The 18,423-nt window shown below is 72.3% G+C and carries 17 protein-coding genes; 2 read left to right on the top strand and 15 right to left on the bottom strand.

The annotated features are described in order from the left end of the window. Nucleotides 1-24 precede the first annotated feature (24 nt). The 10 genes from gatB to OG509_RS26415 form a co-directional block, all read right to left on the bottom strand. Nucleotides 25-1,536 (bottom strand): Asp-tRNA(Asn)/Glu-tRNA(Gln) amidotransferase subunit GatB, encoded by a 1,512-nt coding sequence (gene gatB / locus OG509_RS26460; RefSeq protein WP_406185009.1) that lies wholly within the window; start codon nt 1,534-1,536, stop codon nt 25-27. A gap of 16 nt (nt 1,537-1,552) precedes the next feature. Further along, complete coding sequence (locus OG509_RS26455) at nt 1,553-1,732, bottom strand: hypothetical protein (RefSeq protein ID WP_229345000.1); 180 nt, start codon at nt 1,730-1,732, stop codon at nt 1,553-1,555. A 62-nt stretch (nt 1,733-1,794) separates the two neighbouring features. After that, nucleotides 1,795-3,291: an Asp-tRNA(Asn)/Glu-tRNA(Gln) amidotransferase subunit GatA gene (gatA, locus tag OG509_RS26450; protein WP_053691155.1), complete on the bottom strand. Its 1,497-nt coding sequence runs from the start codon at nt 3,289-3,291 to the stop codon at nt 1,795-1,797. A 5-nt stretch (nt 3,292-3,296) separates the two neighbouring features. Then, complete coding sequence (gene gatC, locus OG509_RS26445) at nt 3,297-3,593, bottom strand: Asp-tRNA(Asn)/Glu-tRNA(Gln) amidotransferase subunit GatC (protein ID WP_007266718.1); 297 nt, start codon at nt 3,591-3,593, stop codon at nt 3,297-3,299. A gap of 206 nt (nt 3,594-3,799) precedes the next feature. Further along, on the bottom strand, nt 3,800-5,998 hold the full coding sequence (locus OG509_RS26440; protein ID WP_406185008.1) for a putative bifunctional diguanylate cyclase/phosphodiesterase: 2,199 nt from the start codon (nt 5,996-5,998) through the stop codon (nt 3,800-3,802). A 397-nt stretch (nt 5,999-6,395) separates the two neighbouring features. Next, on the bottom strand, nt 6,396-8,609 hold the full coding sequence (gene ligA / locus OG509_RS26435; protein ID WP_406185007.1) for an NAD-dependent DNA ligase LigA: 2,214 nt from the start codon (nt 8,607-8,609) through the stop codon (nt 6,396-6,398). Nucleotides 8,610-8,640: 31 nt separating this feature from the next. Then, nucleotides 8,641-9,624: a methionine synthase gene (locus OG509_RS26430; RefSeq protein WP_406185006.1), complete on the bottom strand. Its 984-nt coding sequence runs from the start codon at nt 9,622-9,624 to the stop codon at nt 8,641-8,643. Then, nucleotides 9,621-10,310: an SDR family oxidoreductase gene (locus tag OG509_RS26425; protein ID WP_406185005.1), complete on the bottom strand. Its 690-nt coding sequence runs from the start codon at nt 10,308-10,310 to the stop codon at nt 9,621-9,623. The genes OG509_RS26430 and OG509_RS26425 overlap by 4 nt, the downstream gene beginning before the upstream one ends. A gap of 134 nt (nt 10,311-10,444) precedes the next feature. After that, nucleotides 10,445-10,792 (bottom strand): DUF1330 domain-containing protein, encoded by a 348-nt coding sequence (locus OG509_RS26420; RefSeq protein ID WP_406185003.1) that lies wholly within the window; start codon nt 10,790-10,792, stop codon nt 10,445-10,447. A 93-nt stretch (nt 10,793-10,885) separates the two neighbouring features. Continuing rightward, entirely contained in the window at nt 10,886-11,875 is a 990-nt protein-coding gene (locus OG509_RS26415) for a GlxA family transcriptional regulator (RefSeq protein WP_406185001.1), read from the bottom strand. Between the two features lie 124 nt (nt 11,876-11,999). Here OG509_RS26415 and OG509_RS26410 point away from each other — a divergent pair, with 124 nt between their 5' ends. After that, a complete protein-coding gene (locus OG509_RS26410; RefSeq protein WP_406184999.1) occupies nt 12,000-12,926 on the top strand; it encodes an NADP-dependent oxidoreductase in 927 nt (308 codons plus the stop codon). Nucleotides 12,927-12,948: 22 nt separating this feature from the next. Here the strand turns inward: OG509_RS26410 and OG509_RS26405 are convergent, their stop codons facing one another. Further along, the gene (locus tag OG509_RS26405) at nt 12,949-13,473 is read right to left on the bottom strand and encodes a CAP domain-containing protein (protein WP_406184998.1); all 525 of its coding nucleotides are present in this window, start codon (nt 13,471-13,473) and stop codon (nt 12,949-12,951) included. Between the two features lie 109 nt (nt 13,474-13,582). Next, nucleotides 13,583-14,719, bottom strand: coding sequence for a tRNA 2-thiouridine(34) synthase MnmA (gene mnmA, locus OG509_RS26400; RefSeq protein WP_406184997.1), 1,137 nt, complete (start codon nt 14,717-14,719; stop codon nt 13,583-13,585). A gap of 69 nt (nt 14,720-14,788) precedes the next feature. Between mnmA and OG509_RS26395 the strand changes: the two genes are divergently transcribed. Further along, on the top strand, nt 14,789-15,478 hold the full coding sequence (locus OG509_RS26395) for an N-acetylmuramoyl-L-alanine amidase (RefSeq protein WP_406184996.1): 690 nt from the start codon (nt 14,789-14,791) through the stop codon (nt 15,476-15,478). On the opposite strand, the gene OG509_RS26390 is transcribed toward OG509_RS26395, so the two are convergent. From OG509_RS26390 to OG509_RS26380, 3 genes are all read right to left on the bottom strand, one after another. Then, entirely contained in the window at nt 15,471-16,634 is a 1,164-nt protein-coding gene (locus OG509_RS26390; protein ID WP_406184995.1) for a cysteine desulfurase family protein, read from the bottom strand. The genes OG509_RS26395 and OG509_RS26390 overlap by 8 nt on opposite strands. A gap of 80 nt (nt 16,635-16,714) precedes the next feature. Further along, nucleotides 16,715-17,566: a thioesterase family protein gene (locus tag OG509_RS26385; protein WP_406184994.1), complete on the bottom strand. Its 852-nt coding sequence runs from the start codon at nt 17,564-17,566 to the stop codon at nt 16,715-16,717. A 57-nt stretch (nt 17,567-17,623) separates the two neighbouring features. Further along, entirely contained in the window at nt 17,624-18,280 is a 657-nt protein-coding gene (locus tag OG509_RS26380) for a trimeric intracellular cation channel family protein (protein ID WP_403724220.1), read from the bottom strand. Between the last annotated feature and the right edge of the window lie 143 nt (nt 18,281-18,423).

Genomic DNA, 18,423 nt, shown 5'->3' with positions numbered 1-18,423 from the left:
GTCGTACGGGAGCGACTGTGTCGACTACTCCGGGACGCCCAGGCGCTCCAGGATGAGCTCCTTGACGCGAGCCGCGTCGGCCTGGCCGCGGGTGGTCTTCATGACCGCGCCGACCAGGGCGCCGACGGCCGCGATCTTGCCGCCGCGGATCTTGTCCGCGATGGCCGCGTTGCCCGCGATGGCCTCGTCCACGGCCGCGCCGAGCGCGCCCTCGTCCGAGACGACCTTCAGGCCGCGCTTCTCGACGACCTCGTCCGGGGTGCCCTCGCCGGCGAGGACGCCCTCCAGGACCTGGCGGGCCAGCTTGTCGTTCAGCTCGCCGGCCGCGACCAGGGCCGCGACGCGCGCGACCTGCGCCGGGGTGATCGGCAGCTCGTCGACGACGACGCCCTGCTCGTTGGCGTTGCGGGCCAGCTCGCCCATCCACCACTTGCGCGCGGCGGTCGAGTCGGCACCCGCCTCGATCGTGGCGACGATGGAGTCCACCGCGCCCGCGTTGAGGATCGACTGCATGTCGTGCTCGCCCACGCCCCACTCCTCGCGGAGCCGGTTGCGGCGCACGCGCGGCATCTCGGGCAGGCCGCCGCGCAGCTCCTCGACCCAGTCGCGGGCCGGGGCGACGGGGACCAGGTCGGGCTCCGGGAAGTACCGGTAGTCCTCGGCGTTGTCCTTGATGCGGCCGGCGGTGGTGGAGCCGTCCTCCTCGTGGAAGTGCCGGGTCTCCTGCACGATCGTGCCGCCGGACGACAGCACGGCCGCGTGGCGCTGGATCTCGAAGCGGGCCGCGCGCTCGACGGAGCGCAGCGAGTTGACGTTCTTCGTCTCGCTGCGGGTGCCGAACTCGGACTCGGGGGTCGGGCGCAGCGACAGGTTCACGTCGCAGCGCATCTGGCCCTTGTCCATGCGGGCCTCGGAGACCCCGAGGGCCTTGATGACCTCGCGCAGCTCGGCGACGTACGCCTTGGCGACCTCGGGGGCCCGCTCGCCCGCGCCCTCGATCGGCTTGGTGACGATCTCGATGAGCGGGATGCCGGCGCGGTTGTAGTCCAGCAGGGAGTGGGACGCGCCGTGGATACGGCCGGTGGCTCCGCCGACGTGCAGCGACTTGCCGGTGTCCTCCTCCATGTGGGCGCGCTCGATCTCCACGCGGAAGATCTCGCCGTCCTCCAGCTGTACGTCGAGGTAGCCGTTGAAGGCGATCGGCTCGTCGTACTGGGAGGTCTGGAAGTTCTTCGGCATGTCCGGATAGAAGTAGTTCTTCCGGGCGAAGCGGCACCATTCGGCGATCTCGCAGTTCAGCGCGAGGCCGATCTTGATGGCCGACTCGATGCCGATCGCGTTGACGACGGGCAGCGAGCCGGGCAGACCGAGACAGGTGGGGCAGGTCTGCGAGTTGGGCTCGGCGCCCAGCTCGGTCGAGCAGCCGCAGAACATCTTGGTCTTGGTGCCGAGCTCGACATGGACCTCAAGGCCCATGACGGGGTCGAACGAGGCGAGAGCGTCCTCGTACGACAGCAGTTCGGTGAAGGTGGTCACGGTGAAACTTTCCCTCTCAGCCCAGCAGGACGTCGTCGTCGCCCAGGCGCTTCAGCTCGCGGTACAGGATCGCGAGGCCGGTGACGATGGCGGCGGCGGACACGACGGCGTCGACGAGCTTCAGCGTGTCGTGCTCGGTGCGGGCCTTCTTGACCTGCTTGATCACGCCGAGGGCGCCGAAGGCGGTGGTACCCATCGACAGGTACGTACCGGTCTTGGACTTCTTGAAGCCCTTGGCCTTGGACAGTGCACTGGTGCTCACAGGGACGGTGCCTCCTCAAGCAGCGGGTGACCCCAGCGTGCGACGAAGGCTGCCTCCACGGCGGCGCCGACCTTGTACAGCCGGTCGTCCTTCATCGCCGGGGCGATGATCTGGAGCCCGACCGGCAGACCGTCCTCCGGTGCCAGGCCGCAGGGGAGCGACATGGCGGAGTTGCCGGCCAGGTTGGTCGGGATGGTGCACAGGTCCGCGAGGTACATGGCGAGGGGGTCGTCGGTGCGCTCGCCGATGGCGAAGGCGGTGGTCGGGGTCGTCGGGGAGACGATCACGTCGACCTGCTCGAAGGACTTCTCGAAGTCCCGGGTGATGAGCGTGCGGACCTTCTGGGCGGAGCCGTAGTACGCGTCGTAGTAGCCGGAGCTCAGCGCGTACGTACCCAGGATGATGCGGCGCTTGACCTCGTCGCCGAAGCCGGCTTCGCGGGTGAGCGCGGTGACGTCCTCGGCGGACTTGGTGCCGTCGTCGCCGACGCGCAGGCCGTAGCGCATGGCGTCGAAGCGGGCCAGGTTCGAGGAGCACTCGGACGGCGCGATCAGGTAGTACGCGGCCATCGCGAGGTCGAAGGAGGGGCAGTCCAGCTCGACGATCTCGGCGCCCAGCTCCTTGAGGAGCTCGACGGACTCGTTGAAGCGCTGGACGACGCCGGCCTGGTAGCCCTCGCCGGCGAACTGCTTGACGACGCCGACGCGCATGCCGGCGACGGAGCCGTTGCGGGCCGCCTCGACGACCGGCGGGACCGGGGCGTCGATGGAGGTGGAGTCCATCGGGTCGTGGCCGGCGATGACCTCGTGGAGGAGCGCCGCGTCCAGGACCGTACGGGCGCAGGGCCCGCCCTGGTCGAGGGAGGAGGAGAAGGCGACCATGCCGTAGCGGGAGACACCGCCGTACGTGGGCTTCACGCCGACCGTGCCCGTGACGGAGGCGGGCTGGCGGATGGAGCCGCCGGTGTCCGTGCCGATGGCGAGCGGGGCCTGGAAGGCGGCGAGGGCCGCCGCGGAGCCGCCGCCGGAGCCGCCGGGGATCCGGGTGAGGTCCCAGGGGTTGCCGGTGGGCCCGTACGCGCTGTTCTCGGTGGAGGACCCCATGGCGAACTCGTCCATGTTGGTCTTGCCGAGGATGACGACGTCGGCTTCCTTCAGCTTGCGCGTCAGGGTGGCGTCGTACGGCGGGATCCAGCCTTCGAGGATCTTCGAACCGACGGTGGTCGGGACCCCGACGGTGGTGAAGATGTCCTTGAGGGCGAGCGGGACGCCGGCCAGCGGGCCGAGCTTCTCGCCGCGCTCGCGCTTGGCGTCGACGGCGCGCGCCTGGGCGAGGGCGCCCTCGCGGTCGACGTGCAGGAAGGCGTGGACCTTCTCGTCGGTCGCGTCGATGCGGGCCAGGTGGGCCTCGGTGACCTCGACGGCCGTGAGCTCGCCGGAGGCGATCTTCTCGGCGGTCTCGGCGGCCGTGAGCTTGATGATCTGGTCAGTCATGGTTGTTAGTCCTCCCCCAGGATCTGCGGCACCTTGAAACGCTGCTGCTCCTGGGCGGGAGCGCCGGAAAGCGCCTGCTCGGGGGTGAGCGACGGTCGGACCTCGTCCGCGCGCATGACGTTCGTCAGCGGCAGCGGGTGGGAGGTCGGCGGGACGTCTTGGTCGGCGACCTCGGAAACGCGGGCGACCGCGCCGATGATGTCGTCGAGCTGTCCGGCGAAGTGGTCCAGCTCTTCGCTCTTCAGCTCCAGACGTGCCAGCCGAGCGAGGTGGGCAACCTCCTCGCGCGTGATGCCAGGCATGCAGCGATCCTCTGGGGGTGGTGAGTGTGTAGTTTCGTGCCCAATCCTATGGGGCGGGGCCCCGGACCCACGAAACCGTTTCCCACCAGGGCGCCCCGGGCCCGGCGCGGGCCACGGGGCGGAGTGGTCGTACGGTCCTCGTACGGGTGCTCGTACGGGTGCTCGTACGGGTCCTCGTACGGCTGCTCTCGCGGCTGCCGGCCCGGCTATTGGGCCGGGGTTTCCGCCGGGGCCGGGGAGGCCGCCAGTTCCGCCGTGATGTCCGCCGGACGGCGCCAGCCGCGTTCGCCGCGGGCCAGCAGCCAGGCCGTGGCCTCCTGCGGGGGCATGGCGGCCGCGACCAGCCAGCCCTGGACGGCGTCGCAGCCCAGGTCGCGCAGGCGCTCCCAGGTCTCGTCGTCCTCGACGCCCTCGGCCACGACGAGCAGCCCGAGCGAGTGGGCCAGGTCGACGGTGCAGCGGACGATCTCCGCGTCCTGCGCGTCCACCGCGAGCCGCGCCACGAACGAGCGGTCGATCTTCAGCTCGCTGACCGGCAGCCGCCGCAGGTGCACCAGGGAGGAGTAGCCCGTGCCGAAGTCGTCGAGCGACATCTTCACGCCGTGGCCGGTCAGGCCCGCCATGGTGTCGGCGGCCCGCTGCGGGTCCTCCAGCAGCACGTGTTCCGTTATCTCCAGCTGGAGCCCGCTGGCCGGAACCCCGTGCCGGGCCAGCCGGGCCGCGACCGCGCCCGCGAATCCGGGGGTGTGCACGTCGCGGGGCGAGACGTTGACGGCGACCGGGACCTTCAGGCCCTGCGCCCGCCAGCGCGCCACCTGGGCGAGGGCGGTCTCCAGCACGTACTCGGTGAGGTGGGGCATCAGCCCCGAGGTCTCGGCGATCGCGATGAACTCGTCCGGCGACACCCGGCCCCGCTCCGGATGCACCCAGCGCACCAGGGCTTCGAGCCCGGCCACCTGGCCGTCGAAGCGGACCTTGGGCTGGTAGTGGAGTTCCACTTCGCCGGCATCCAGGGCGCGGCGCAGATCACCGAGGAGGCCGAGCCGGTCGGGCGTGTTGCTGTCGCGCTTGGACTCGTACACCTCCACGCCGGTGCGGTCCCGCTTCGCCTGGTACATCGCGACGTCGGCGCGGCGCAGCAGCCCCTCCGCGTCCAGCGCGTGGTCGGGGAAGACGGCGAGGCCGGCGCTGGCCTCCAGGACGAGGGTCAGGCCGTCCAGGTCGAGGGGCGAGCTGAGCTCGGCGACGAGGTGGCGGGCGACCCGCTGGGCACTGGTGGTGGAGTCGGCGACGGGCAGGAGTACGGCGAACTCGTCGCCGCCGAGGCGCGCGGCCTCGGCGTCCTCGGGCAGGGCCTGGCGGAGCCGGTCGGCGATCTGGAGCAGCAGCCGGTCACCGGCGAGGTGGCCCAGCGTGTCGTTGACCGCGCGGAACCGGTCCAGGTCGATCAACACAAGAGCTGACCGGGTGCCCAAACGTTCAGCCTCGTCCAGGGCGGACCAGGTCCGCTCCAGCAGCCACTGCCGGTTCGGCAGCCCCGTCAGCGGATCGCGCAGTTGCTCCTCGGCGCGGGCACGGGCGATCCACAGCGTGGAGTCCAGGGCGATCAGGGGTACGGCGAACAGCGGCAGCAGCACCGGCTGCGTCACGGCGACCACGCAGATCAGCGGGGCGATGCCGAGCAGGGCGACCGCCACTAAGGCCTGGCGGAGCAGGGCCGTGCGGGCGATGGTGGGCAGGGCGCCGCCGCGCGGGGTCTGCGCGAGCCACAGCAGCACCTTGGTGACCAGCAGGTAGGCGAGGGCCACCAGGACAATCTCGGGGACGGCTTCCAGCCCCCAGGTGGTGGGCCGCCACGGGGTCTCGACGGTGGGCGCCTCGCCGAACGCGGCGAGTACGAGGGCTCCCGCGCCGATGCCGAGGATGTCGGTGGCGCCGTGCAGCAGCCCCTGCCGCCAGCGGTGCCGGCGCGCGGCCCCGACCAGGGAGACCACCGCGAGCGAGACGAGTCCCGCGGGCACCCAGCCGTAGAGGACGAGCACGCCGAGGGTCAGCGCCGCGCCCGAACCGGTGCCGCCCCACCAGCGGTCGCGGCCCAGCGCGACGAGGTGGCCGACGATGATGCCGGTCAGCAGGGCGAGCGCCCAGCCGACCGGGCCGCCGGGGAACAGGGCATGACGCTCACTCAGCGCGGAGACGATGCCGATCGCGAGGACGACGGCGGACAGGCCCACGACGATGAACGGCAGCACGGTGCGCTGCGCCGCTCTGCCCGATCCCGTGCCGCTGTCGAGCGGGCGGTTGTCCGGCGTCCTGGCACGCAGGACACCGAGCCGGCCCGTCCGCATGGACGGGATCTCCCCGCCGACATCAGGTGACGGGTCGGCGCTTTCGGTGGGTTTCATGCCCGTCCCTCTCACAGCCGGCAATGCCGATGCCACGCGATGGCCCCGATGTCATGCCATCACGGCCGGAAGCGCATCACGCAGCCGTGCACGACAGGCGCCCCCCTCAACAGTAGGACGCGAGAGGCCCCCAGGGGCAGCGGTCGGCGGCGGTTGCCCGAATGCGACCCAGCCATCCTCATCAGTACGGTATCCGCCGAACGGGTGAGTTTGGACCAGGACTCCCGGGTCACCCATCCGATGATCCGACAGGTCACCGCCCTGCGAACAGCCCTGTACCGGCCTTTTACCACCGGGAGTTGCGCCTGGCGTGCGCCCGCCCGTACGGCCGCACGCCACGCATCCGTTCGCCTTCGCTACTCCCCCGGTACGAGACCTGCGTGTCGGCCGGGGCGCGTTACTCCGCTTCGCCGCCGCCGTCCACCGGGAGCGCCGCCTCGCGCGCCGCGTCCGGGCCCTGTTCGAGCAGCACCGCGAAGCCCGCGTCGTCGAGGACGGCCAGTTTCAGCTGCATCGCTTTGTCGTACTTGGATCCCGGGTTCTCGCCGACCACGACGAAGGAGGTCTTCTTCGAGACGGATCCGGTCACCTTGGCGCCGCGGCTCTGCAAGGCCTCCTTCGCACCGTCCCGCGTGTGGCTCTGCAAAGTTCCGGTGACGACGACGGTCAGGCCCTCCAGCGGGCGCGGCCCCTCCTCCTCACCGGAACCTTCCTCCTCCATGCGTACCCCGGCCTCCCGCCACTTGCGCAGGATCTCCTGGTGCCAGTCGACGGCGAACCATTCCTTGACCGCCGCCGCGATGATCGGTCCGACGCCCTCGGTGGCGCCGAGCTCCTCCTCGGTGGCCTGTTCGATCCGCTCGATCGACCGGAACTCGCGGGCCAGGGTCTGCGCCGCGACGGGTCCCACGTGCCGGATGGAGAGGCCGTTGATGAAGCGGGCCAGCGGGCGGTCCTTGGCGGCCGCGATGTTCTCCAGCATGGACAGGGCGTTCTTCTTCGGCTCGCCCTTCTGGTTGGCGAAGACCGTGACGATCTTCTCCTCGCCGGTCTTCGGATCGTGTTTGGGCAGCCCGCTGTCGGCGTCCAGGACGTACGCCTTGATGGGCAGCAGCTGCTCGATGGTGAGGCCGAACAGGTCGCCCTCGTCGAGCATCGGCGGCTCGGCCGGCTCCAGCGGGTTGGTGAGCGCGGCCGCGGCCACCGCGCCGAAGTTCTCGATGTCCAGGCACTCGCGGCCGGCCAGGTAGAACAGCCGCTCGCGCAACTGGGCCGGGCACGTCTGCCCGTTGGGGCAGCGGAGGTCGATGTCGCCCTCCTTCATCGGCCGCAGCGCCGTCCCGCACTCGGGGCATTCGGCCGGCATGACGAACTCCCGCTCGCTGCCGTCGCGCAGGTCCACCACCGGGCCGAGGATCTCGGGGATGACGTCGCCGGCCTTGCGCAGCACCACGGTGTCCCCGATGAGCACGCCCTTGGCCTTGACGACCTCCTGGTTGTGCAGGGTCGCGAACTCGACCTCCGAGCCGGCCACCGTCACCGGCTCCACCTGCGCGTACGGGGTCACCCGGCCGGTGCGGCCGACGCCGACCTTGATGTCGACCAGCTTGGTGTTGACCTCTTCGGGGGCGTACTTCCACGCGATCGCCCAGCGTGGGGCGCGGGCCGTGGAGCCGAGGCGGCCCTGGAGCGGGATCTCGTCGAGCTTGACGACGACGCCGTCGATCTCGTGCTCCACGGAGTGCCGGTTCTCGCCGAAGTAGGCGATGAACTCGCGGACCTCCGCGAGCGAGGACACCGCCTTGTTGTGCCGGGCCGTGGGCAGGCCCCACTCGCCGAGCAGCTCGTACGCGTGGCTCAGCTTGTCGATCTCGAAGCCGGCGCGGGCGCCGATGCCGTGGACCACCATGTGCAGCGGGCGGGTGGCGGTGACCTTCGGGTCCTTCTGGCGCAGTGAACCGGCCGCCGCGTTGCGCGGGTTGGCGAAGGGCTTGTCGCCGGCCTCGACGAGCCGCGCGTTGAGCTCTTCGAACTTCTCCATCGGGAAGAAGACCTCGCCGCGGATCTCGACCAGCTCGGGGATCCGGTCGCCCTTGAGGCGGTCCGGGATCTCCGCGATGGTACGGACGTTGGGCGTGATGTCCTCGCCGGTGCGGCCGTCGCCGCGGGTGGCGGCCCGGGTCAGGCGGCCCTTCTCGTACGTGAGGTTGACGGCGAGGCCGTCCACCTTGAGCTCGCACAGGTAGTGGAAATCGGGGGTGTTGACGTCCCGGGCCACCCGTTCCGCCCAGGCCGCCAACTCCTCGTCGTCGAAGGCGTTGTCGAGGGAGAGCATGCGCTCCCGGTGCTCGACGGACGCGAAGTCCGTCTCGTACGCCCCGGCCACCTTCTGGGTGGGCGAATCGGGCGTGCGCAGCTCCGGATACTGCTCCTCCAGCGCCTCCAGCGAGCGCAGCAGCTTGTCGAACTCGGCATCGCTGACGACCGGCTGGTCGTTCACGTAGTACCGGAAGCGGTGCTCCTCGACCTGCTCGGCCAGCAGTGCGTGCTGCTCACGCACCGCCGCCGGTGCGGCCGTGCCGCCGCCGGCCTGCTTCTGTTCGGCTGCCATGCCGTGTCCTCCCGTGGCCCGTCTGCTTACGTCACTCAGGGTTGTCGGCGAGCGACCTCGCCGCCCTGACGCAGTGCGCCTGCGCGGCGCGGGCGTAGGCGGGCGAAGCGCCCGCCAGACCGCACGCCGGGGTGACCACGACGGACTCCGCCAGAGTCCCCGGGGCCAGCCCCAGCCTGCGCCAGAGCTTCCTGACACCCATGACGCTACCGGCAGGGTCCGACAACGGGGCGTCGGTGCCCGGCACCACTCCGGCGAAGAGTTTCGTGCCGCCTTCGACGGCCTCGCCGATGGTGTCGTCCTCGCGCTCGGTGAGCAAGGAAAAATCGAACGACACACCTGTGGCGCCGGCCCGCCGGAGCAGCCCGAAGGGCACCTCGGGTGCGCAGGAGTGGACGATGACCTCCCCGTCGTGGACGGCGAACAGCTCGCGCAGGGTGCCCTCGACGACCTGCCGGTCGACGGCCCGGTAGGTCCGGTACTTGCTCGCGGACCGTACGCGCCCCAGCAGGACCGCGGTCAGGGACGGCTCGTCGAGCTGGAGCACGATCTCGGCGCCGGGGATGCGCCTGCGCACGTCGGCCAGGTGGTCGCGCAGGCCCTCCGCGAGCGATCCGGCGAGGTCGCGGCAGGCTCCGGCGTCCTGGAGCACGGCCTCGCCGCCGTGCAGTTCCAGGGCGGTGGCCAGGGTCCACGGGCCGACGGCCTGGACCTTGAGCTTGCCGGTGTACCCCTGGGTGAACTCCTCCAGGGCGTCGAGGTCCTCGCCGAGCCAGGAACGGGCGCGCCGGGTGTCGCGTCCCGGGCGGTCGCTGATCCGCCAGCCGCTGGGCTCGACGTGGGCGTACATCTCGACGAGCAGCCCGAGGGAGCGGCCGATCATGTCCGCGCCGGGCCCGCGGGCGGGCAGCTCGGGGAGGTACGGGAAGTCCTCGAAGGACCCGGTGGCGGTCTTGGCGGCCTCGCGGGCGTCGCCGCCGGGGAGGGAGCCGACGCCGGTGGCGCTCGCGGTCATCGGCCGGGCCGCACGCTCAGGTCGTTGACCTCGGCGTCGCGCGGCAGGTCGACGGCCATCACGATCGTGGTCGCGACGGACTCGGGGTCGATCCACTGGGCGGCGTCGTACTCCTTGCCCTCCTGCGAGTGCACCTTGGCCTGCATGGCGGTCGCGGTCCGGCCGGGGTAGACGGAGGTGACGCGGATGCCGTTCGGCTTCTCCTCGGCGCGCAGCGAGTCGGCGAGGGCCTTGAGCCCGTGCTTGGAGGCGGCGTACGCGCTCCAGTCTGCGTGGGCGGTCAGGCCGGCGCCGGAATTCACGAAGACCACGGTGGCGCGGGAGGCGCGCAGGGTGGGCAGCAGCAGCCGGGTGACCTCGGCGGGGGCGATCAGGTTCACGTTGAGCTGCTGGTGCCAGGTCTTGGGGCGCAGCTCGCCGACGGGGCCGAGGTCGACGATCCCGGCGATGTGCAGGAGCGAGTCGATCCGCTCGGGGATGGGCTGCTTGGAGAAGGCCCACGACAGCCGGTCGGGGTCGGAGAGGTCGCCGACGAGGGCCCGGGAGCCGGGGTAGCGCAGGGCGAGCTCCTTGCCGCGGGCGGCGTCGCGGGCGAGCAGGACGAGGTCGTCGCCGCGGGCGTGCAGCCGCGCGGCGACGGCGGCGCCGATACCCGCGCCGGCACCGGTGATCAGGTGAGTAGCCATGCCCCCCATGCTCGCAGGTCACCCCCGCCGGGCAGGCCGTAGCCCGGACGCCGCCCACCGGTGCGGTGGCCCGTTCGGTCAGCGGCCCGCCCGCGCGGCAGGCCGCCCCGATCGCGGGAACGCGGCCCGGTTGGTCATCGGAGGGCGGCTTCGGTGCGTAGGCGGGACGCCGTTTTCGTCGCGTCGTAGCCGGGCGGGACTCCGTCCACCAGGATGACCTCGCCCGGAATGTGGCGGGTGCGCAGCGGGATCAGGGCCTGGTAGGCCGGGGAGGCGTACCAGGCGCGGGCGCGCTCGATGTCCGGGAAGCCCAGGACCACCACGGTCCCGGGGAAGGGGCCCTCCAGGACCTCGACCTGCGCTCCGTGGACGAGGAAGCGGCCCTCGTAGGGGTCCATCGTCGACTGGATCTCCTCGATGTAGCGGAGGATGTCCTCGTTCATGGTCTCGGGCCGTATGTGGGCGATGGCGTACGCGGTCATGGGCCTGGCCTCCGAGGTCTCAAGCGGTGCACCGGATCGGGCTGTTGATCCGATCCTGCCAAGACGGGGAGTCGAAGGCCATGACCTCCGAGGTCATGCCCCCACGGCCACCGGGCTGCCGGGACGGAAGGTCCGGCGGTAGGCGATCGGCGAGATGCCCAGGGCGGTCCGCATGTGCTGGCGCAGCGAGTTGGCGGAGCCGAAGCCCGACCTGTGCGCGACCAGGTCGACGGGCAGGTCGCTGGACTCCAGCAGCTGGCGGGCGACTTCGAGGCGCTGGACGGTGAGCCACTGCACCGGGGTCATGCCCACCTCGTCGCGGAAGCGCCGGGTGAAGGTGCGCAGGCTCATCCGGGCGTGGGCGGCCAGCTCGGCCAGCGTGACCGGCTCGGCGAGGCGTTCCAGGGCCCAGGCGCGGGTGGCGGTGGTGGTGGCGACGGTGGGTTCGGGGACGGGCCGGTCGATGTACTGGGCCTGCCCGCCGTCCCGCCACGGCGGTACGACGCACAGCCGCGCGGCGCGGTTGGCGGCGGCGGTGCCGTGGTCGGCGCGGATCAGGTAGAGGCACAGGTCGATGCCGGCGGCGACGCCCGCCGAGGTGAGGATGGAGCCGTCGTCGACGAAGAGCACGTCCTCGTCGAGGAGGACGCGCGGGAAGGCCCGCTGGAACTCCGGCGCGTGCGCCCAGTGCGTGGTGGCGCGCCGGCCGTCGAGCAGCCCGGCGGCGGCGAGCACCTCGGAGCCGGTGCAGATGGACACGATCCGGGCGCCGGGCCGGATGGCGGCGAGCGCGTCGACGAGGGCCTGCGGCAGGGGTTCGCCGCGCAGCAGCCCGGGCATGGCGTGGGTGGGCGGGACGATCACGGTGTCGGCCGCGGCGAGGGCCTCGGGGCCCGCCGTGACGCCGATGGTGAAGCCCGCGTCGCTGGTCACGGGCTGTCCGTCGGCGGTGCAGACGGTGACCTCGTACAGGGGGCTCAGGTCCTCGGCACGGGCGTTGCCGAACACCCGGGACGGCATTCCGAGCTCGAACGGGGCGACACCTTCGAGGGCGAGTACGGCAACACGCTGCAAAACGGACATGGCCAGATCCTGTCACATGGTGGCCGTACGGCCAACACCATGCGGGGGCGGATGCGGCCAAGCTGGGATCACCGGCCGGGAAAACCGGCACGGAACATCCCAAGAAACACCTGAGGAGACAGTCATGCGCGCGGTCGTCGTGAGCCAGTGGGGCGGGCCCGAGGTTCTCACCGAGGTCGAGGCGGACCGGCCCGAGCCGGGTCTGAACGAGATCCTCGTACGGGTCCACGCGGCCGGCGTGAACCCGGTCGACTGGAAGACCCGGGCCAGCGGCGCCGCCCTGATCGCCTGGGGCGAGGTCCCGATGGTCGGCTGGGACGTCTCGGGCACCGTCGAGGCGGTCGGCCCTGGCGTGACGCTGTACCGCGAGGGCGACGAGGTGTACGGCATGCCGAACTTCCCGCGCCAGGCCGGCGGCTACGCCGAGTACGTGGTCGCCCCGACCCGGCACTTCGCCCGCAAGCCGGCCTCCCTGGACCACGTGCAGGCTGCGGCCCTGCCGCTGGCGGCGCTGACCGCCTGGCAGGCCCTGGTGGACACGGCCGGGGTCACGGCCGGACAGCGGGTGCTGATCCACGCGGCGGCCGGCGGGGTCGGACACCTGGCGGTGCAGATCGCCAAGGCCCGCGGCGCGTACGTGATCGGCACGGCCAGCGCGGCCAAGCACGAGCTGCTGCGCGAGCTGGGCGCGGACGAGGTGCTCGACTACCGCACCACGGACTTCGAGGACGCCGTCTCCGACGTGGACGTCGTGATCGACGCGGTGGGCGGGGACTACGCGCAGCGCTCGCTGAAGGTGCTGAAGCCCGGCGGGCACCTGGTGACCCTGCCCGGCCCGGACGGGATCCCGGCCGACACGCAGGGCGTACACGCCTCCTGGGTGCTGGTGGAGCCCGACCTCAAGGGGCTGGAGGAGATCGCGGCGCTGGCCGACCAGGGCCTGCTGAAGCCGCTGGTCGACACGGTCCTGCCGCTGGAGCAGGCCGCGAAGGCCCACGAGATCGGCGAGCTCGGACGCACCACCGGCAAGATCGTGCTGACGGTCGGCTAGACGGCCCGGGAATCAGGGCCGGTCACAGGGGCTTCGCAAACACTTGCACGGCCCGGTCGCCGGACACTCCGACGCCCGTCTCGGTGAAATTACAGTTCAGGATGTTGGCCTTGTGGATGCCGCTGCTGCTGGTCATCCAGCCGTTCACGGTCGCCGCGGCGTCGGCGTACCCGGGTCCGGAGACGTTCTCGCCCCACGCACCCCACTTGTAGCCGACCTTGTCGAGCCTGGCCGTCTCGTTCGACCCGTCGGAGCCCGTGTGTCCGGTGAGGTTGTTCTTCGCCATGTCGTCGGCGTGCGTCTGCGCGGCCTGGGTGAGCTGGGCGTTCGCGACCAGCGCCGGACAGTTGGGGACCTTGGCCCGCTCGGCGTTGACGAGCGTGAGGATCTCGCCCGCCGAGATGGCCCGCAAGGTGGCGGGGGCGGACTGTGGGGCGGCCGCGGGTGCAGCGGCGGCCGCCGTGCCCGCGGCGACGCCCGTGAGCAGCAGCGGGACCGCGCAGGCGGCGACGGACAGGCGGCGGAGCGAGCGGGTTCTCGTCTTCATGGTTCCCCTTGGCGATAGGACCGGGGTGGTCCCCCTCCGCCCCCGGCGTCCCCCACTTCCACTACCGAGTCTGGCCGCGCCGCCCCGCACCCGCACCCGGGGCGGGGCCTCACACGGACGCGGCCGCGGCCTTGGTCGTCGTCGCGATGGTGGCGGAGCCGACCACGCGCGTGCCGTCGTAGAGCACGATCGCCTGGCCGGGGGCGACCCCCCGCACCGGCTCCGTGAAGCGCACCCGCAGCTCGCCGTCCACGAGCTCGGCGAAGACCTCGGTCTCGCCGCCGTGGGCGCGCAGCTGCGCGGTGTAGGTGCCCGGGGCGGCGGCCGTGGAGCCGCACCAGCGGGGGCGGATCGCGGTCAGGGCGCTGACGTCGAGGGCCTCGACGGGGCCGACGGTGACGGTGTTGTTCACCGGGGAGATGTCGAGGACGTAGCGCGGCTTGCCGTCGGGGGCGGGGTGGCCGATCCGCAGGCCCTTGCGCTGGCCGATGGTGAATCCGAAGGCGCCGTCGTGGGTGCCGACCTTCTCGCCGGTCGCCCCGTCGACGATGTCGCCCTCGGCCTTGCCCAGCCGGCTCGCGAGGAAGCCCTGGGTGTCGCCGTCGGCGATGAAGCAGATGTCGTGGCTGTCGGGCTTCTTCGCCACGGCCAGGCCGCGCTCCTCGGCCTCGGCGCGGATCTCTTCCTTGGTGGTGAGGGTGTCGCCGAGCGGGAACAGCGCGTGGGCCAGCTGCTTCTCGTCGAGTACGCCGAGGACGTACGACTGGTCCTTCGCCATGTCGGAGGCGCGGTGCAGCTCGCGCGAGCCGTCCTCGTTCAGCACGACGGTGGCGTAGTGGCCGGTGCAGACGGCGTCGAAGCCGAGGGCGAGGGCCTTGTCGAGCAGGGCCGCGAACTTGATCTTCTCGTTGCAGCGCAGGCAGGGGTTCGGGGTGCGCCCGGCCTCGTACTCGGAGATGAAGTCCTCCACGACGTCCTCGCGGAAGCGCTCGGCGAGGTCCCACACGTAGAACGGGATGCCGATGACGTCGGCGGCGCGGCGGGCGTCGCGGGAGTCCTCGATGGTGCAGCAGCCGCGGGCGCCGGTCCGGAAGGACTGCGGGTTCGCGGAGAGCGCGAGGTGGACGCCGGTCACGTCGTGCCCGGCTTCGACGGCGCGGGCGGCGGCGACGGCGGAGTCCACGCCGCCGGACATGGCGGCCAGGACGCGAAGTGGGCGATCGGTGCGCGGCAGGTTCTCAGTCATAGCACCGTCCAGAGTACGGGGGAACCGGCCGGGGTCACAGCGCGTTATCACGTGCGGGGGGTGGATCACATGGGGAGCAAGGTCGAGCCCGCGCCGAAGGCGGCGCCGCGCAGGACCCGCCGGGCGGTGCTGTTCGGGGGGCTGGGGGTCTTCACGGCGGCGGCGATCGCCGGGCAGGACGAGCTGCGGCGTGCCTGGTGGCTGCTGCCGGGAGTGGGCAAGCCGCGCAAGGAGGGCGAGGTGGACCACGCGGGCGCGGGCTGGACGGCGGCCTCGCCGGCGAACTGGCGGATGGCGGACCGGCCCGAGGACTACCGGGTGGACCGGATTGTCGTGCATGTCACGCAGGGCAGCTTCGCGTCCTCGGTGGACGCCTTCAAGAGCCCGTTCCACCAGGCATCGGCGCACTACATAGTCGGCCAGGACGGGCGCCTGGAGCAGATGGTGCGCGAGATGGATGTCGCCTTCCACTCGGGCAACCGCTCGATGAACGAGCGCAGCGTGGGCATCGAGCACGAGGGCTTCGTGGACCGGCCGCAGGACTTCACGGAGGTGATGTACGCGGCCTCCGCCCGGCTGGCCGCCGACGTCTGCCGCAGGTACGGCATACCCGTGGACCGTACGCACATAGTGGCCCACTCCGAGGTCCCGGGCACGGACCACACGGACCCGGGCCCCCACTGGGACTGGGACCGCTACCTGGGCCTGATCCGCTCGGAGCTCGCGGCGGCCCCCGCCGCGCAGGACACCCCTAGCTGAGCCCTGCCGTGCGGGCCCGCTCGACCGCCGGGCCGATGGCCGCGGCCACGGCCGCGACGTCCTCCTTGGTGGAGGTGTGGCCGAGGGAGAAGCGCAGGGTGCCGCGGGCCAGCTGCGGGTCGGTGCCGGTGGCCAGCAGGACGTGGCTGGGCTGGGCCACGCCGGCGGTGCAGGCGGAGCCGGTGGAGCACTCGATGCCCTGGGCGTCCAGCAGGAGCAGCAGCGAGTCGCCCTCGCAGCCCGGGAAGCTGAAGTGCGCGTTGGCCGGGAGCCGGTCGTCCGGGTCCCCGCCGAGGACGGCGTCGGGCACCTCGCGGAGCACGGCGGCGACCAGCTCGTCGCGCAGCGCGCCGATCTCGGCGGCGAACCGCTCGCGCCGTTCGGCGGCGATCACGGCGGCCACCGCGAAGGCGGCGATGGCGGGCACGTCGAGGGTGCCGGAGCGCACGTGCCGCTCCTGGCCGCCGCCGTGCAGGACGGGTACGGGGCTCTGGTCGCGGCCGAGCAGCAGCGCGCCGATGCCGTACGGGCCGCCGATCTTGTGGCCGCTGACGGTCATCGCGGCGAGGCCGCTGTCGCCGAAGCGGACGTCGAGCTGCCCGAGGGCCTGGACGGCGTCGGAGTGCAGGGGGATCGCGAACTCTCGGGCGACGGCGGCCAGTTCGCGTACCGGCATGACGGTGCCGATCTCGTTGTTGGCCCACATGACGGTGGCCAGGGCCACGTCGTCGGGGTTGCGCTCGATGGCCTCGCGGAGGTCCTCGGGGTGCACGCGGCCGTAGCGGTCGACGGGGAGGTACTCGACGCGGGCGCCCTCGTGCTCGCCGAGCCAGTGGACGGCGTCGAGGACGGCGTGGTGCTCGACGGGGCTGGCGAGCACCCGGGTCCGGGCGGGGTCCTGGTCGCGGCGGGCCCAGTAGAGGCCCTTGACGGCGAGGTTGTCGGCCTCCGTGCCGCCCGCGGTGAAGACCACCTCGCTCGGGCGGGCGCCGAGTGCCTCGGCGAGGGCCTCGCGGGCCTCCTCGACGGTACGGCGGGCACGGCGGCCGGCGGCGTGGAGGGAGGAGGCGTTGCCCGTGGCGGCGAACTGCGCGGTCATCGCCGCAGCGGCCTCCGGGAGCATCGGGGTGGTGGCGGCGTGGTCGAGGTAGGCCATGATCCCCTGATTCTACGAGTCCCCTCCCGGGCCCCGGACCCCCCGGGGCGGTGGGGGCCCGGAGCGGCCGGATCCGGGGGTCAGCGCGGGGCGCGGGCCAGTTGGCGGGACTGGGCCACCAGGTGGTCCGTGGAGTCCCAGACCTCGGCGTCCTCCTCCAGGAAGCCGCCGGCCAGGTTCCGCGTCGTGATGGAGATCCGCAGCGGGCCCGGGGCCGGGCGCCGGCGCACGTGCGCGGTGAGCTCGATGGTCGGGCTCCAGCCCATCAGGCCCAGGTCGAAGCAGGTCGGCGGCAGCGCGTCCACCGCGAGCAGCATCGACAGCGGATCGGCGTCGCGGCCGTCGGCCAGCTCGAACCAGGCCCGCATCTCGCCCTTGCCGGACGGTGCGCCGAGCGCCCAGCCCGCCGTCGCCGGGTCCAGCCGCAGTCGGAGCCGGTCCACGATCGCGTTGCTGCCGGGGATCGGGGCCGGGCCGGCCTCCGGGCCGAGGCAGTCCTCGTACGCCGGGAACACCGGCGGGACGGCGGTGGTGCGGACGTCGTCCGGGAGGGAGGCGAGGTCTCCGTACGAGGCGACGACCCGGATCCGCTCGATCTCGGCGCCGCTCTCGTCGTACTGGAAGAGGGAGGCCTGGCCGGTGGAGAGGGTGCGCCCGATCCGGACGACCTCGGTGCGGATCACGGCGGGGCCGGGCACCGAAGAGGTCAGGTAGTGGGCGGAGACGGTGAAGGGGTCCGGGTGCGGCAGGGCCGCCGACAGGGCCCGGCCGACCAGGGCCAGCAGGTAGCCGCCGTTCACGGCGGTGATGATCGTCCAGCCGGCGGAGAGCTCCGCGTCGTACGCGCCGGACTCGTCCGCGCGCGGGGTGACGGCGGTGTCCCGGTCGAATTCGCTGTCGCCGATGGAGGCCTGGGTCGCTGCGTATGCCATGGTTTCGAGCCTACCGCCGTTACTACTAAGCGGTAGCTTTCCTTTGCTACGTGCTTGTTACGGCTCTTCGGCCACCGAGGAGCGGCGGTTCCAGGCCAGCGGGGCCCGCCAGTGGTAGCGCATGGCGAGGAGCCGGAGAACGAAGGTGGTGACGATCGCGAGGGCGGTGGTCACGGCGTTGAGCATCTCGAACGCGATGAACACGGCCACCATCGAGGCACCGACGATGGCGGGGACGGCGTACATCTCGCGGTCGCGCAGCAGCGACGGCACCTCGTTGGCCAGGACGTCGCGCAGGACGCCCCCGCCGACGGCCGTGACCAGGCCCAGCGCGGCGGACGCGGTGAGTCCGAGGCCGAACTCGTACGCCTTGGTCGTGCCGGTCACGCAGAAGAGGGCGAGGCCGGCGGCGTCGAAGACGTTGATGGCCCGGTTGATGCGCTGCACCTCTGGATGGAGGAAGAAGACGCACGCCGCGGCGATCAGCGGGGTGACGAAGAAGCTGAGCTCGCCGAAGGCGGCCGGCGGAACGGCGCCGATGACGATGTCGCGGAAGAGGCCGCCACCGAGGGCGGTGGCCAGCGCGAGCACGCAGATGCCGAAGACGTCGAAGTTCTTGCGTACGGCGAGCAGCGCGCCCGCGGTGGCGAAGACGAAGATGCCGGCGAGGTCCAGGGCATGCTGGATCCCGGGCGGGAAGAGATCGTGGAGCACGGCCCCATTGTGCCGTTCGCCCGGCCGGCGGTCGGACGGGGACGGCCCGCCACCCCGCGCGGGGGCACCGCCCCCGGACCCCGGCGGGCATCGGCCGGAGGCCGCGTGCCGGGCTCGGGCCGGCTCGCGGCCCGGGCGGGTCG

It is taken from the genome of Streptomyces sp. NBC_01006, from assembly GCF_045162725.1.
GTDB lineage: Bacteria > Actinomycetota > Actinomycetes > Streptomycetales > Streptomycetaceae > Streptomyces.
Note: the sequence above shows the minus strand (reverse complement) of the source record. Positions and strands in the feature narration are given on the sequence as shown.